Source organism: Rhodococcus sp. (in: high G+C Gram-positive bacteria), assembly GCF_049286785.1.
In the GTDB taxonomy this organism is placed as follows: Bacteria; Actinomycetota; Actinomycetes; order Mycobacteriales; family Mycobacteriaceae; genus Rhodococcus_F.
In genome coordinates this window covers 1-13,408 of sequence record NZ_JBAQEO010000668.1, presented here as the reverse complement: position 1 = coordinate 13,408, position 13,408 = coordinate 1, and the positions used below count along the sequence as shown (strand labels likewise).

The 13,408-nt window shown below is 65.3% G+C and carries 12 protein-coding genes, 1 tRNA gene and 2 pseudogenes; 6 read left to right on the top strand and 9 right to left on the bottom strand.

The genetic code is table 11. The features are described 5' to 3' along the window. Window positions 1-285: pseudogene (locus tag WAW17_RS24080) on the bottom strand (hypothetical protein); the annotation flags it as partial. A 197-nt stretch (window positions 286-482) separates the two neighbouring features. Between WAW17_RS24080 and WAW17_RS24075 the strand changes: the two are divergent. Beyond that, a complete protein-coding gene (locus WAW17_RS24075) occupies window positions 483-2,321 on the top strand; it encodes a glycosyltransferase (protein WP_422335409.1) in 1,839 nt (612 codons plus the stop codon). 23 nt (window positions 2,322-2,344) lie between these two features. Here WAW17_RS24075 and WAW17_RS24070 read toward each other — a convergent pair whose 3' ends face one another. The 5 genes from WAW17_RS24070 to WAW17_RS24050 all read right to left on the bottom strand — a co-directional run bounded on the left by WAW17_RS24070 (window position 2,345) and on the right by WAW17_RS24050 (window position 6,665). Further along, on the bottom strand, window positions 2,345-3,238 hold the full coding sequence (locus tag WAW17_RS24070; RefSeq protein ID WP_422335408.1) for a class I SAM-dependent methyltransferase: 894 nt from the start codon (window positions 3,236-3,238) through the stop codon (window positions 2,345-2,347). A 146-nt stretch (window positions 3,239-3,384) separates the two neighbouring features. After that, window positions 3,385-4,296 carry a glycosyltransferase gene (locus WAW17_RS24065; protein WP_422335407.1) on the bottom strand — a complete coding sequence of 304 codons (912 nt, stop codon included), beginning with the start codon at window positions 4,294-4,296 and terminating at the stop codon, window positions 3,385-3,387. Further along, the gene (locus WAW17_RS24060; RefSeq protein WP_422335406.1) at window positions 4,293-5,138 is read right to left on the bottom strand and encodes an ABC transporter ATP-binding protein; all 846 of its coding nucleotides are present in this window, start codon (window positions 5,136-5,138) and stop codon (window positions 4,293-4,295) included. Before WAW17_RS24060 ends, WAW17_RS24065 begins: the two co-directional genes overlap by 4 nt. A 12-nt stretch (window positions 5,139-5,150) precedes the next feature. Next, window positions 5,151-6,023: an ABC transporter permease gene (locus tag WAW17_RS24055; protein WP_422335405.1), complete on the bottom strand. Its 873-nt coding sequence runs from the start codon at window positions 6,021-6,023 to the stop codon at window positions 5,151-5,153. Between the two features lie 48 nt (window positions 6,024-6,071). Beyond that, window positions 6,072-6,665, bottom strand: coding sequence for a bacterial proteasome activator family protein (locus tag WAW17_RS24050; protein ID WP_422335404.1), 594 nt, complete (start codon window positions 6,663-6,665; stop codon window positions 6,072-6,074). Window positions 6,666-6,797: 132 nt separating this feature from the next. On the opposite strand from WAW17_RS24050, the gene WAW17_RS24045 reads away from it, so the two are divergent. Next, window positions 6,798-8,000 carry a cysteine desulfurase-like protein gene (locus WAW17_RS24045; RefSeq protein ID WP_422335403.1) on the top strand — a complete coding sequence of 401 codons (1,203 nt, stop codon included), beginning with the start codon at window positions 6,798-6,800 and terminating at the stop codon, window positions 7,998-8,000. A gap of 107 nt (window positions 8,001-8,107) precedes the next feature. Here the strand turns inward: WAW17_RS24045 and WAW17_RS24040 are convergent, their stop codons facing one another. Beyond that, the gene (locus WAW17_RS24040) at window positions 8,108-9,103 is read right to left on the bottom strand and encodes an NAD(P)H-quinone oxidoreductase (RefSeq protein WP_422335410.1); all 996 of its coding nucleotides are present in this window, start codon (window positions 9,101-9,103) and stop codon (window positions 8,108-8,110) included. A gap of 121 nt (window positions 9,104-9,224) precedes the next feature. Here WAW17_RS24040 and WAW17_RS24035 point away from each other — a divergent pair, with 121 nt between their 5' ends. Further along, entirely contained in the window at window positions 9,225-9,707 is a 483-nt protein-coding gene (locus WAW17_RS24035) for a MarR family winged helix-turn-helix transcriptional regulator (RefSeq protein WP_422335402.1), read from the top strand. A 42-nt stretch (window positions 9,708-9,749) separates the two neighbouring features. Continuing rightward, window positions 9,750-9,837: transfer RNA gene (locus WAW17_RS24030), tRNA-Ser, on the top strand. A gap of 38 nt (window positions 9,838-9,875) precedes the next feature. Here the strand turns inward: WAW17_RS24030 and WAW17_RS24025 are convergent. Both WAW17_RS24025 and WAW17_RS24020 read right to left on the bottom strand, forming a co-directional pair. Beyond that, window positions 9,876-11,014 (bottom strand): annotated as a pseudogene (locus WAW17_RS24025) (tyrosine-type recombinase/integrase). Between the two features lie 7 nt (window positions 11,015-11,021). Continuing rightward, complete coding sequence (locus WAW17_RS24020; protein WP_422335401.1) at window positions 11,022-11,477, bottom strand: hypothetical protein; 456 nt, start codon at window positions 11,475-11,477, stop codon at window positions 11,022-11,024. 234 nt (window positions 11,478-11,711) lie between these two features. Here WAW17_RS24020 and WAW17_RS24015 point away from each other — a divergent pair, with 234 nt between their 5' ends. Together WAW17_RS24015 and WAW17_RS24010 are read left to right on the top strand one after the other, a co-directional pair. After that, a complete protein-coding gene (locus WAW17_RS24015; protein ID WP_422335400.1) occupies window positions 11,712-11,918 on the top strand; it encodes a helix-turn-helix transcriptional regulator in 207 nt (68 codons plus the stop codon). A gap of 235 nt (window positions 11,919-12,153) precedes the next feature. Continuing rightward, window positions 12,154-12,975: a helix-turn-helix domain-containing protein gene (locus tag WAW17_RS24010; RefSeq protein WP_422335399.1), complete on the top strand. Its 822-nt coding sequence runs from the start codon at window positions 12,154-12,156 to the stop codon at window positions 12,973-12,975. Window positions 12,976-13,408: the final 433 nt, after the last annotated feature.

Sequence of the window (13,408 nt, the reverse complement as noted above, 5' to 3'; positions counted from 1 at the left end):
CAGTTTCACCGCGGTCGCCAACAGCGCCAGATCGTCCACCGAGGGTGCGATGAAGTTGATGAGCATTTGGACGGGATTCCAGAGACCGCCTTGACCCTCGACGGGGTAGTTCCCCGCCATCCACTGATCAAGGACCAGCGTGGGAAACCACTGTCCGGACCGCATGAGGTGGCCCAGCTGTAGCCAGTTTCCGACTGCTCCCGACTCGGTGTCGTCGACGTAGAAGTAGCGAGAATCAATCTGAAGTATCAGGACGAACCCGATGCACACGGTAAGTGCGACCACCGTTCCCCAGATCCAGCGTGCTTTAGGTTCCGGTGCGGGTGGGCAGAAATTCACGAAGGTCTCCAGAGAGCAGGGGTGTGCACAGACCATAACCGGTGGAGGCACCGCGGCGTTTCGGTGGTCATCGACACTTCGCGATACCCTGCGAGTGAAGGTGTGGCGAAACGAATGTAGTGGATGGTGTGGGCGTGCCCGAAATGACAGACACAGAACCGACATTGTCGACGCATGAGCGTTCCGGCCGGTTGCTCGCACAGCGCGGACTGTTCACCGGTACCTCGCCGATCGTCAGCGACGAGCTCTATGCGGTGACGACGGGGCCGTCGAGCCGGACACGGTTCGAGCTCCATCTCGAGGCGGGCGTCAAAGCGCACACCAACACGTACTTCGGTAGGTTCGCGGCGAGCTACTGGCAGCGTTGGACCACGGTGAACGAGGTCGCTGCCTCCGCGCACATCGCGGCGGGCTCGCGGTGCAAGGTGTGGCTCATGGCGTCCGACATCGCCGGTCACCGGCGGATCGTGGCCAGCACCGTCACCACGGGAGAGCGCACCGTCACCCTCACGTCACCCCTGGACAAGTTTCTGGACGGTGGCGCGCTGTGGCTCGAGTTCGAGTCCGTGGGCGGGGCCGTCGACGTCGATCACATCGAATGGACCGTGGCCGCTCCGCCGTCGGTCCGTCCCGTCGCGATTGCGATCTGCACTTTCAACCGCGCCGAGGACTGCGCGCACACCGTTGCCGCGCTGGCGTCCGATCACCGCGTACTGGACGTGATCGATGCCGTCTACGTGGTCGATCAGGGCACGGATCTGGTGTGTGAGCGTCCGCTGTATCAGGAGGTCGCGCCGCGTCTCGGCGCCAAGTTGCATTACCTGCAGCAGCCCAATCTCGGCGGCGCCGGCGGATTCACCCGCGGACTGCACGAGGTGTCGGAGGCCGATGACGGCACCGACATCATCTTGATGGACGACGACATCCTCTGCGAGCCCGAGACGGTGCTGCGGCTCAACGCTTTCGCGAATGTGACGGTGGAGCCCACTCTCGTCGGGGCGCAGATGCTGTTCCTTCTCAATCCCGACTATCTCAACGTCGGCGCCGAAGAGGTGCATCTCGACGTACTGCAGCACGGGCAGCGTGTACCGAAGGCGCTGCGCAACACCAGCATGCTCGAGGAGAACCAGGAGCGGCGCGTCGACGCCGGGTACAACGCCTGGTGGACGTGCCTGATCCCGGCCGAGGTTGTCGCGAAGATCGGCCTGCCGCTGCCCATCTTCTTCCAATGGGACGACGTCGAGTACGGCATCCGTGCCCGCGAGGCGGGCTTCGTCACTGTGACGCTGCCCAACGCCGCGGTGTGGCACGCCGACTTCTACTGGAAGGACTTCGACGACTGGGCGCGCTACTTCAGCATGCGCAATTCGCTGATCGTCGGCGCTCTGCACAGCGACCTGGACACCACACTGCTGTCGAAGCGGTTCTTCCGCAACATCGCCGAGTTCCTCGTCAGCATGCAGTACGGGCTCGCCGCCACCACTCTCCGCGGCATCGAGGACTTCCTCGAAGGTCCGCAGATTTTGCAGGACGGTGGTATCAAGGCGATGGCCGCGGTCCGTGCGGAACGCGCCGACTACCCGGAGACGATCAAACACCCGGCCGCGACGGCGCCCGTGAAGGCCGCGGACGTGCACACCCGTCGCGCGGGCGGTGAACCGAGTCTGCAGCGCACGATCCTCCTGAAACGCGCAATCGATCAGTGGTTCGGGCGCACCGTTCCAGGTCTCGTCGCCGTCCCGCGTGAAGACGCGTACTGGTGGCACATCTCGAAATTCGATCACGTGGTGGTCACCGATGCCTCGCAGTCGGGGGTGCGGATCCGCCGCCGCGACAAGAAGGTTGCTCTCGGCCTCCTGCTGCGCACGATCAAGGTGCTGCGGCGGTTGCGTGCCGAAGCGCCCGAACTGCAGCGCCGGTACCGGGAAGCGTTGCCGGAGCTCACCAGTCGTGAGAACTGGGCACGACTGTACGAAAGGTGATGTGCGGGAGAAACCCGGTCACCTCACTCGGTGAGTTCACCCGACTGTAGTTCGATGGGCGAGATGACGCGCACGACCACCTGCTCGTTGTTGGCGGTGTAGCTCAGGTACTCGAAGCCGAGACCGGTGCGGTCCACGAACTCCTTCCAAGCGCGGTATTCGTGCTGCTGCCAACCGGGGTAGTTGAAGAACTCGTCGAAGACGAGAACGGAGCCCGGCACCAGGCGGTGGCCGACCCGGTCGAGAACCGTCTTCGTGGACGAGTAGAGGTCGGCGTCGAGGTGGACGAACGACACGGGCCCCGGATGCTTGGTCAGGAATCCTGACAGCGTGTCCTCGAACAGTCCCTGCACCAGTGTCGCGCCGCGCACGTCGGGCATCTTGTCCTGGGCGAACTCGCCGGCGGGAAAGCCGGTCCGCCAGGTCTGGGGAAGTCCGGAGAACACGTCGAATCCGAACACTTCATGCTCGATGTCCTTGAGTTGTTCCACGATGATCCGGAGCGTGGTGCCCGACGCGACACCGAATTCGAGGGCCATGCCGTCGGCCTCCACACGGGTGAGCCCGTATCGCAGCGTGTCGTGGGGGCTCCAGAACACCGGGGCCTTGGGCATGTGCTCGAGGACGAACGCTGCGGCCTCGTTGGTGGCCCGGACGTCGAGTGCCTGGGTGATGTCGCGGCGGGCCTGCTGCTCGAGTTCGCCGAGGCGTTGCTGGACGTCGGATACTTCGATGCGGGCGTCGGACAATTCGGACAGCACACGCCCGAGTTCCTGGTTGGTGGCGGATAGTTCCGCCAGAATCTGATCGTGCTGATTCTCGTGGAGTTCGCGACTGCGCCTGTCTGATTCGGCCACGACCTCGGACAGGGCGCGCTGCAACTTCAGTCGGGCCTGTCTCCGAAAACCGGCGAACATATCTCCATGCTGCCACTCGTGCCCGCGCGCGGGGGACGAACCGGAATGTGTGTCGAGCAACATTGGCGGTGTGGGCGTCGGCATTCCACGCGACCGCGGCCGCGCTGTGCTCGATTCTCTTGTCGCGCAGGCTTGCTCGGCCCTCGCTACGGGCGTTCGAACCTTTCCCGGCGTCCCATCCTGCGCAGGCGCATCCACTCGCGCAGCCCCGTCGGGTCGCGCCGGGTGACGAGGAAGTACCACCCGAACCGCACCCACTCCTGTGGAAGCAATCTCCGCATGCCGGGCTGGGACAGAAGATAGCCGCGGTTGCGGTAGGTGAAGAACCGCTTCGTGTCGTTGTCCGGGTACTGCGTGTGCATGCGGCCGCCGAGAATGGGCTTGAATTCCTCGGCGCCGTTGGGATGTACGTATGCCGTCTGAAGGCAGGTCCCGAAGGGTAGCCCGGAGCGCACCAGCCGTCGGTGTACCTCTACCTCGTCGCCGCGGACGAACAGACGGAGGTCGGGCACGCCCACCGCATCGATGGTGGACGCCCGGAACAGCGCGCCGTTGAACAGTGAGGCGATTCCGGGCAGCAGGTCGGCAGTGTCGTCGCCGTCCTCGAACAGCTCCGACCGCAGTCGCCGCCACTCGACTCCACGTCGCAAGGGGAACGCGAGGCGGTCGGGGTCGTCGATGTCACAGACGACGGGGGACACCTCGGCCAGACCGTGCCGCTGCGCGCAGTCGTACAGCGTTTCGAGCACGTCCGGACCTTCAGGGCGCCCGTCGTCGTCGGCGAGCCACACCCAGTCCGCGCCGAGCGAGAGGGCGTACAGGATGCCGAGCGCGAATCCGCCCGCCCCGCCCAAGTTGTGCCGCGAACCGAGGTACGTGGTGGCGACCGCGGCCGATTCGACGAGTTCACGAACCTCGTCCTCGGCGGCGTTGTCCACCACCACCAGGTGATCCAGTGGACGCGTCTGGGAATCGAGCACTTTCAGCGAGTCTGCGAGCAACTCCCGGCGCTTGTGGGTGACGACGACGCCGATGATCCGCTCGCCCGGAGCGTTCACGCCGACTCCGCCTCCGAGTGATGTGACGGAACGGTCAGGCCGGCCTTCTCGCGTTCCATTTCGGCGATCACGTGCCGGACGTGGTCTCCCGCGTCGTCACCTTCGTATGCCCGGATGACTTCCTCGATGCCACCGGTCTGACGGATCTGCCCATGGTCGATCCACATGGCGGTGTCGCAGAGTTGGGCGAGGAACTCGTTGGAGTGGCTGGCGAACACCAGGATCCCGGAGCGTTCGACCAGCGACTCCAACCGCACCCGGGCCTTCTTCATGAACTCGGCGTCGACCGCGCCGATACCCTCGTCGAGCAGCAGGATCTCGGGGTCGATGCTGGTCACCACGCCCATCGCGACCCGCACCCGCATGCCGGTGGAATAGGTGCGCAGCGGCATCGACAGGTATTCGCCCAGCTCGGTGAACTCGGCGATCTCGTCCATCTTGGCAAGCATCTGCTTGCGGGTCTGCCCCAGGAACAACCCGCGGATGATGATGTTCTCGTAACCGGAGATCTCCGGGTCCATGCCGACACCGAGGTCGAAAACGGGTGCCACCCGGCCACGGATGGTTGCGGTCCCGCGCGTCGGCTCGTAGATGCCGGACAGCAGTCGCAGCAACGTCGACTTGCCGGCACCGTTGTGGCCCACCAGGCCGACCCGGTCGCCTTCCTTCAGTGACAGAGTGATGTCGCGTAACGCCTCGACCACCACGACGTCCGAGCTGTTGCGTCCGATGGAGCCGCCGGCCTTGCCGAGGAACGCCTTCTTGAGCGACCGGGACTTGGCGTCGAAGATCGGGAAATCGACGCAGGCGTTCCGCGTCTCGATACTCACGTGTTCTGTCATTGCTGCAAACCCCTAAACCCAATAGGGCACGCGGGCCCGGTACTTGCGAAGCGCCACCAGCGCGAAGGCCCATCCGGCGACGGTGATGGCCAGGACGATGTACCAGTGATACGCATCCTGTTCCTGTCCGATGAGCGGGGCGCGCACGATGTCGAGGTAATGGAACAGCGGGTTCAACTCCGCCAGTTTGACGCGCTCGGCGGCCTGACCGCCCTGCGCCTCGAGGCTCTGCGTGGTCCACATGATGGGCGTGAGCACGAACAACAGCAGGGTGAGGCTGCTGAGGATCGGCGCAATGTCGCGGTACCGGGTGGAGAAGATGCCGAACACGATCGACACCCACAGTGCGTTGACGACGATCAGGGCCAGTGCGGGAACAGCCGCCAGAGACGTCCAGGTCAGATCTCGCCACACCCCGAATGCGAACAGCATGATCACGTAGATCAGCAGGTTGTGAGCGAAGAGTAGAAGCTGGCGCCACACGAGCCGGTAGACGTGCACACTCAGCGCCGACGGCAGCTGTTTGATCAATCCCTCGTTGGCGATGAACACCTCGGAACCCTCGAGGATGCTGGCACTGATCAGGTTCCAGACGATCAGACCCACCGTGACGTACGGCAGGAACTCGCCCAGCGGGATGTCGAGCAGCGCGGCATAGAGGATGCCGATCGCGGACGCCTGCACGCCGGTGGCGATCGTGATCCAGAACGGGCCGATCACCGAGCGGCGGTACCGCTGCTTGATGTCCTGCCAGCCGAGGCTCAACCACAGCTCGCGCTGGGCGAAACCGTCCCTGAGATCCTTGAACGCGCGACGGAAGGTCTGCGAGTCGGATACCGGAATGGGGTCGCCGGGAGCCTCGGATTCGATAGCGGATGCTGACACGGGCACCGAGCCTACCGGGGATCGAGTTCCGGACGTTTTCGGCCGTTGCTACAGGTACTGGCCGGTGCCGCTCGAAGGCGGTCCCTGCTCGTGACCGTGGAGGGGATGAGGGTTGCCCATGCTGATGCCGGGAGGCAGAGCGCCCTGCCGCATCTGCTCGAGCTGTGCCCGCGCCGCCATCTGCTGGGCGAACAGTGCCGTCTGGATGCCGTGGAACAGTCCCTCGAGCCAACCCACCAGCTGGGCCTGGGCAATGCGCAGCTCGGCGTCGGACGGGACGGTGTCGTCGGTGAACGGCAGCGCCAGCCGCTCGAGTTCGTCACGCAACTCGGGGGCCAGGCCCTGCTCGAGCTCACGAATCGACGACGTGTGGATTTCCTTGAGCCGGTTTCGGCTCGCGTCGTCGAGAGGCGCTGCGCGTACCTCCTCGAGGAGCTGCTTGATCATCGTCCCGATGCGCATCACCTTGGCAGGCTGCTCGACCATGTCGGCCAACGAGGTACCGTCCCCGTCCTGCTCGGCGATGCTTTCCGAGCTGTCGGTGCCGCTCGACTCGCGTTCCGCAGCCTCCGCGGCCGGAACTGTCATGGGCTGACCGTCGGGACCGATCACGAGTACGTGTTCATTCTCCGAGTTCGTCATGCTTCTATCTTGTCTGTTCCGCCACGCCCGTGCGCAACCACCTCCGACTTTTCACCCTGAACTATTTGTTGTGGAACGCAACAATCGGATCTGGCTTCGACCGTATTGACTCCGGGTCCTAGAGTGTCGGGCATGGCTTACGACGTTGCCCGCGTACGGGGGCTCATCCCGTCGCTCGGTGACGGTTGGATCCACCTCGATCCGCAGGCCGGTATGCAGATTCCGGACGCGGTGTCGCGCACCGTGTCGACGGCCTTCCGCGCTTCGGCGTCGTCGTCCAACGGGCGTCATGTGTCCAGCCGTCGTAGTGCGGCGGTTCTCGAGGCAGCCCGCACCGCAGTCGCCGATCTCGTCGGCGGTGATCCCGCCGGCGTGGTCCTCGGGCCCGACCGCGCCGTTCTGCTCGCCTGGCTCGCGGAGTCGCTGAGCACCCGGCTGGGGCTGGGAACCGGACTGGTCCTGTCCCGCCTCGACGAGGAAGCCAACGTCGCGCCCTGGCTGCGCGTGGCCACCCGCTACGGCGCCCAGGTGCGGTGGGCGGAGGTCGAGATCGAAACGTGCGAGCTCCCGAGTTGGCAGTTCCAGGATCTCGTGACGTCCACCACCCGGCTCATGGCACTCACCGCCGCCTCCCCGATCGTCGGTTCTGCACCGGACGTCCGCGTCGCAGCCGACCGCGTCCACGAAATGGGCGGACTCATGGTGGTCGACGCCATCGGTGCCGCGCCCTATGCGCACGTCGACATCAACGAACTCGGGGCCGACGTCGTCGCCGTCGGCGCCACCTCCTGGGGCGGCCCGCAAGTGGGTGCCCTCGTGTTCCGGGACCCGTCCCTGCTCGACCGCATCCCCGCCGTGTCTCTCAACCCCTACGCCCGAGGCGTCGAACGCCTCGAAGTCGGCGGACACCAGTTCGCGCTCCTCGCCGGCCTCACAACGTCCATCGACTTCCTCGCCGGACTCGACGAATCCGCCACCGGCACCCGCCGCGAGCGACTCGAGACGTCCATCAGTTCGCTGCAGAACTACCAGGACACCCTCTTCGACCACCTGATGTCCTCGCTGCGAGGGCTACCGCAGGTAATGGTCATCGGACGGTCACCCAGCCGCGTCCCCACTCTCAGTTTCACCGTCGCCGGTGTCTCCGCCGACAAGGTGGCGTCCCACCTGGCCGACAAACGCATCGCCACGGTCAGCGGAGTCCACGGCGGCTCCCGCCTCCTCGATGCCCTCGGGGTCAACGACGAAGGCGGCGCCGTCACCATCGGCCTCGCCCCGTACACCACCCGCTACGAACTCGACCAGCTCGTGGGCGAACTCGGCACCCTCGGCTGACCCGTCCCTCCTGCGCCGTTCGCCCAATGTGACATTCGTTCAATCAGACTGAACCACTGTGACATTGGGCGACGGCGGGGGGTGGTGTGCGACGGCGAGGGAAGCGGTCAGTGACGTGGAATGGTGAGAATCACCTTGCCGACGGTGTCCGGTGAGTCGAGCAGTTCGTGACCGTTCGGGGCCTCGGTGATGGGGAGTTCGGCGGCGACGACGGGTTGAATGGCGCCTTCGGCGATCAGCGGCCACAGGCGCTTGCGGACAGCCGCGACGATGTCCGCTTTGCTTTCGCGTCCCGTCTCGGGGCGCCCCCGAAGTCCGGCGGCCGTGACGTGGGCGCGTTTCGCGAGTAGTTTGCCGATGTCCAGTTCACCCTTGCGGCCACCCTGCATGCCGATGATGACGAGGCGCCCGTCGGCGGCGAGCACGTCGATGTTCCGGCCGAGGTACTCGCCACCCATGTTGTCGAGGACGACGTCGGCACCGTGGTCGTCGGTGGCTTTGCGAACATCTTCCACGAAGTCGGCGTCGCGGTAGTTGATCAGGATGTCCGCGCCGAGTTCGCGGCACCGGGCCAGCTTCGCGTCGGAACCGGCCGTGACGGCCACGCGCGCGCCCAGCGCGACCCCCACCTGGATGGCGTGTGTGCCGATCCCGCCGCCGCCACCGTGGACGAGGAATGCGTCACCACGGGACAGGCCTGCGTTCATCACCACGTTCGACCAGACCGTGCACGCGACTTCGGGTAGCGACGCGGCGACGAGAAGATCCACACCTTCCGGGACGGGGAGAACTTGCGACGCGGGGACAGCGACGCGTTCGGCGTAGCCGCCACCGGCAAGGAGTGCACACACCTGGTCACCGACGGACCACTCCGTCACACCATCGCTGACCTCGGCGATGATGCCGGAGCATTCGAGCCCGAGAATGTCGCTGGCCCCGGGCGGCGGCGGGTACAGTCCGCGACGCTGCAGCAGGTCGGCGCGGTTGACGGCGGTTGCCGCGACGTCGATGAGTACCTGTCCGGGGGACAGTTCGGGGTCTGGCTGCTCAGCCCATTTCATCACTTCGGGGCCGCCGGGCTGGTCGATCGTGATTGCATACATGCTCACGACGCTAGCGAAGTCCGGGGACCCCGGGCGCCGTGACCGGCCACGGTTGTCGACCCGTGTGTTCGGGGACCTGACTGCTACTCGAAAGTAAGGTCGCGCCCTAGAATGTGAACTTGTGACAGCAGAGACCTCCGACCCCGAAGTCCGGACCAACTGGTTGAGCCCGGCCGAGATGCGTGCGTGGCGCGGATACATGGATGGCAACCAGCGTTTGATGGACGTTCTCAATCGGGATTTGCAGGAAAAACACGATCTCTCCCTGGCCGATTACCGGATTCTGGTAATGCTGTCCGAGTCTCCGGACGGTTCGCTTCGTATGAGCGACCTCGCGGACGGGGTCTTGTCCTCACGCAGTCGGCTCACTCATCAGATCCGGCGGATGGAGTCGCAGGGCATGGTCACGCGGGACACGTGTCTGGAGGACGGGCGTGGGGTGCTCGCCGTGATCACCGACGAGGGACGTGCCCGTCTCGCCGAGGCGGCCCCCACACATGTCGCCGGGGTACGCAGCAATCTTGTCGACCTGTTGACGAAAACCCAGCTGAAGGTTCTCGCCGAGGTGTTCGAGCGCGTCGACAAGGCCATCGGCGACCGTTGACCGGTTGCCCGGCTGCGGACCATTACCGATAGGATCGCCCACGGAAGCGTGGCAGAGCGGCCGAATGCACTCGCCTTGAAAGCGAGCGTCGTGAAAGCGACCGGGGGTTCAAATCCCTCCGCTTCCGCCAAGAGCCCCTCACCTGTCACTGCAGGTGAGGGGCTATTTTTATGCGCTACCGAGGTCGCCTACAGGTGCTGGTGGGCACACTTTGGGCACATATGCCCGCGAACGGGCGTCGTCGAGGGCGCTTGCCACGGCCTCGAGATCGTCGTCGAAGAGGTCTGCGTAGGTGTCGAGTGTCATCGCCGCCGAGGCGTGCCCGAGCATCCGCTGCAGCGCCTTCACGTTCACGCCGGCCGACACCGACAGCGACGCCGCGGTGTGCCTCAGGTCGTGCGGTGTGAGCTTGGGGACGCCTGAGCGTGCTACGGCCTTCTCGAACCACCCGGTGAAGCTGACAGGCCGTAGGAGGTAGCTCCCGGACCGTCCGGGGAACACGAGGTCGCCACGGTCGCGGCCCTCGCACTGTCGGGCGAGCATCTCGACGAGGAACGCCGGGATCGGCACCGAGCGGTGCACGTGCGACTTTGGGGTGCCGACGTGGATCTGACCGTTCACCTGCACCGCGTTGTCGACGACAGTGAGCCGCTTCCTCAGGAGGTCCAAGTGCTTGACGCGCAGCGCGATGGCCTCGCCCCACCGGAGGCCACAGTAGGCAAGGAGGTAGACGAGGGTCTCGTGCTGGCCGGACTTCTCCGCGAGGGCCTGCACCTGCGCGTGCGTCAGGTACACGCGGGGCTTGCGCTGTTTCCGTGGCAGGTTCTCGACACCGCGGGCTGGGTTGCTGGCGAGCCGTCGCGCCTTCACCGCGCCGTCGAGGATGCTCGCGAGGACGCCGTACGCGCGGATGACCACCGTTGCGCCTTTACCGGCGCGCACCAGCTCCGTGATCCACCGCTCGACAGAATCGAGGTCGATGTCTGTCAGCCGGCTTCGACCCCACCGCGGTTCGACGTGGACCCGCCACGCCGTTTCGAGACTGTTGTACGTCGACGGCTTCACGTCGATCTGCTTGCGCTGCAGCCAGAGTCCGATCCGAGTTCGCCGACCGTGATCCGCCCGAGTGCCGGCGCGACGTAGGCGCCGGTGAGCTTCTCGACCTCGACCTCGACCGTCGCGGCGTATGCTTCGGCGTCCCGCTTCGTGCGGAACCCACGCTTCTTCGTCTGGCCGTGCTCGGGTGTCCGGTAGCGGACCATGTACCGCTTGCCAGCCGCGGTCGAGTAGGCCTCGATGGTCGCCACAGCGGGCTTACTTCGTGCGCTCGGCTTGGGTCAGGAAGCCGGCATCCACTGCCTTCGCCAGCCATCGCTTCACGGTCGCGGTGGACAGATTGAACTGCTGGGCGAGCAGCGCAGTCGGCTTGCCCTCCTGCAGGCGGACCCAGCGATACGCCTTGGCGAGGTCGGGAAGGTCTAGATCGGTGAGGCCGTTCGAGGCAACTCTGTCCCGGAATTCCTCGGAGGGGCCGGGTTGCTCGTCATCCGCGGAGTCAGCTTGTAGCACGGTTGCACTCGCCACATAGCGGATGAATGGCTCGACCGAGATCTTGGCAAGCTCGCCGCGCTGTACGGGCGGACCGCCCTCGACCTGCTCGGCTACGAGCTTGGTCACCACGAGCTTCCCCGTGCCGTCCGGTTCCACTGTTGCCGTCACGTCGTACGGCAGTACGCCCGACTCCGCTGCCGTGGCCTTCACTTCAACCATCTTGTGCCCCTTCAGATTGGGCGCGACGGGATGTTTGGGCGCAGGTAGGCGACTGCCTGACTCGACGGGCCTGCCGTTCAGTGCCGTGATTTCCACACGGACAGCCTGTCATGAATCGACCTATGTTCCCAACACCCGCTCGCGCTGGTATTGCAACTCTCGCTCACTGATTGTACGTTGACTATGAGCCGCTTATGCAATACCCGCTCATTATCCGCAATCGAAGGAGATGGAATGCCTGAATCGCCGCTCGCGACACCGAACGAGGTGGCCGCCTATCTGCGGACCAGTGCCGCGAAGCTCGCCCAGGATCGATACCGGGGTATCGGTCCGAAGTTCATCAAGCACGGCCGACGTGTGCTCTACCGATGGGCTGATGTCCAGGCCTGGGCCGACGCGAACACGCTGCAGCGCACCGATGACCGGCCGGGAGCAGCGTGATGGCCGGCGCCCACTACGGGGAGTCGACATGGATGAGCTACGGCTATCCACGTTGCCTGCGCGTCGACCACAAGGACGCCGGTAACGAAAACGCCCCCGGCGCGGCTGGCACCGCGACCGAGGGCATTGAATTCAACCCCTACCAAAGGATGGAATCAATGAGTCAGAGTACCCCGAACCCCTGCAGGCGCCGGGGCGGCGCGAGGCCCGGCATCTTCGAGCGGTTCGGCTGACAATGTCGAACGAGTCCGTGAGCAAGCTCGAATGGCTTGCGGGACTGCGGGGCGCGGACCTGACGCATGCCGAGTTCCGGGTGCTCGTCACGCTGTTCACCTACACCGACGCACACCTGCGGAACGCCCACCCGAGCAAGGCCACTCTCGCCGCCGCGGCGAACGTGACGCCGCGGACTCTCACTCTTGCGTTGCGGGTGCTGCAGGAGAAGGGCTTCGCGCGCATCGTCCAGAAGGGTGGGAATCAGCACCGTAAGGGTGCGGCGAACGTGTGGGAACTGTTGCCGAACAACCTCCCGAAGGGGGCCACTCACAGACCCCCTTCGGGAGGTGTAAAGGGGGTCGCTGAGCAATCCGCTTCAAACGGGGAAGGGGGTCACTCAGTGCCTATCAAGGGGGTCGCTGAGTATCAGTCAAGGGGTTCACTCACCGACCCCCCATCACGTCATGGATCAGGTCATAGATCAGGGGAGGCAAGCGCGGCTGCCGCTGGTCGGGGCGATTGGTCCGCAGCGCCTCCCCGTCAATGCCTCAGGCACATCAACGATCCGCACCCGCCGAATTGTCAGGCCTGCGGTGACGCCCGCCGCGCGTACGAGGGCTGGCAGACCGACCGCACCCGCGCCGAGCGTCAAACCGCATCTGACGCCACACGCGACCGCGCAGAGGCCCGAGCCCGCGCAATCGCCGAGTGCTCGATGTGCGATGACGACGGGTACTGCGGCCGAAATCCCTGTGACCACGACCCCAGACGAGAGGACCGCAATCGCCGGGGCGCCGGACTCCTCCGGGCTGTCCTTGCTGAAAGGACCGAGCCTGCATGACCCGAACGGCCGGACCGGCGAACCCTTCGACGGCGATGGGGTGTCATCCCGTCCGCGACTTCAGATTACGACGCTGATTGCTCGCTGAGGACGGCGATGGACAGCCCGAAGCGACTTGGTCGGCGTGAACGACTGGGCCGGTGATGGGCTCGACTTGCTTCTGAAAGCCCTCGAGGGTCACGTCGGGTATACGGATGGTGATCGGCCAGCCGATCTCGACTAACTAGCCGGTCAGGTGAGCTGCTCCGACCAGCGGCCACGACGGCTGCGCCATACGATCTTGACCTGTACCTGAGACTCCTCGGCTTCCCTGACAGCTTCCTGATACCTGGCAATGCTCATTTCGCGGAGTCTCTCGGCCAAGGGATCTGGTCGATTGAATGGAAGGTCTAGGCCGTACGGGTCCGATGAGGGCTTTGGTATGGGTGGAAGT

Coding starts and splice junctions, on each gene's coding strand:
- WAW17_RS24020 (WP_422335401.1), bottom strand. CDS start 11,477: ATGGTTGAAGTGAAGGCCACGGCAGCGGAGTCGGGCGTACTGCCGTAC.
- WAW17_RS24040 (WP_422335410.1), bottom strand. CDS start 9,103: ATGTATGCAATCACGATCGACCAGCCCGGCGGCCCCGAAGTGATGAAA.
- WAW17_RS24060 (WP_422335406.1), bottom strand. CDS start 5,138: ATGACAGAACACGTGAGTATCGAGACGCGGAACGCCTGCGTCGATTTC.
- WAW17_RS24070 (WP_422335408.1), bottom strand. CDS start 3,238: ATGTTCGCCGGTTTTCGGAGACAGGCCCGACTGAAGTTGCAGCGCGCC.
- WAW17_RS24015 (WP_422335400.1), top strand. CDS start 11,712: ATGCCTGAATCGCCGCTCGCGACACCGAACGAGGTGGCCGCCTATCTG.
- WAW17_RS24045 (WP_422335403.1), top strand. CDS start 6,798: ATGGCTTACGACGTTGCCCGCGTACGGGGGCTCATCCCGTCGCTCGGT.
- WAW17_RS24075 (WP_422335409.1), top strand. CDS start 483: ATGACAGACACAGAACCGACATTGTCGACGCATGAGCGTTCCGGCCGG.
- WAW17_RS24010 (WP_422335399.1), top strand. CDS start 12,154: ATGTCGAACGAGTCCGTGAGCAAGCTCGAATGGCTTGCGGGACTGCGG.
- WAW17_RS24050 (WP_422335404.1), bottom strand. CDS start 6,665: ATGACGAACTCGGAGAATGAACACGTACTCGTGATCGGTCCCGACGGT.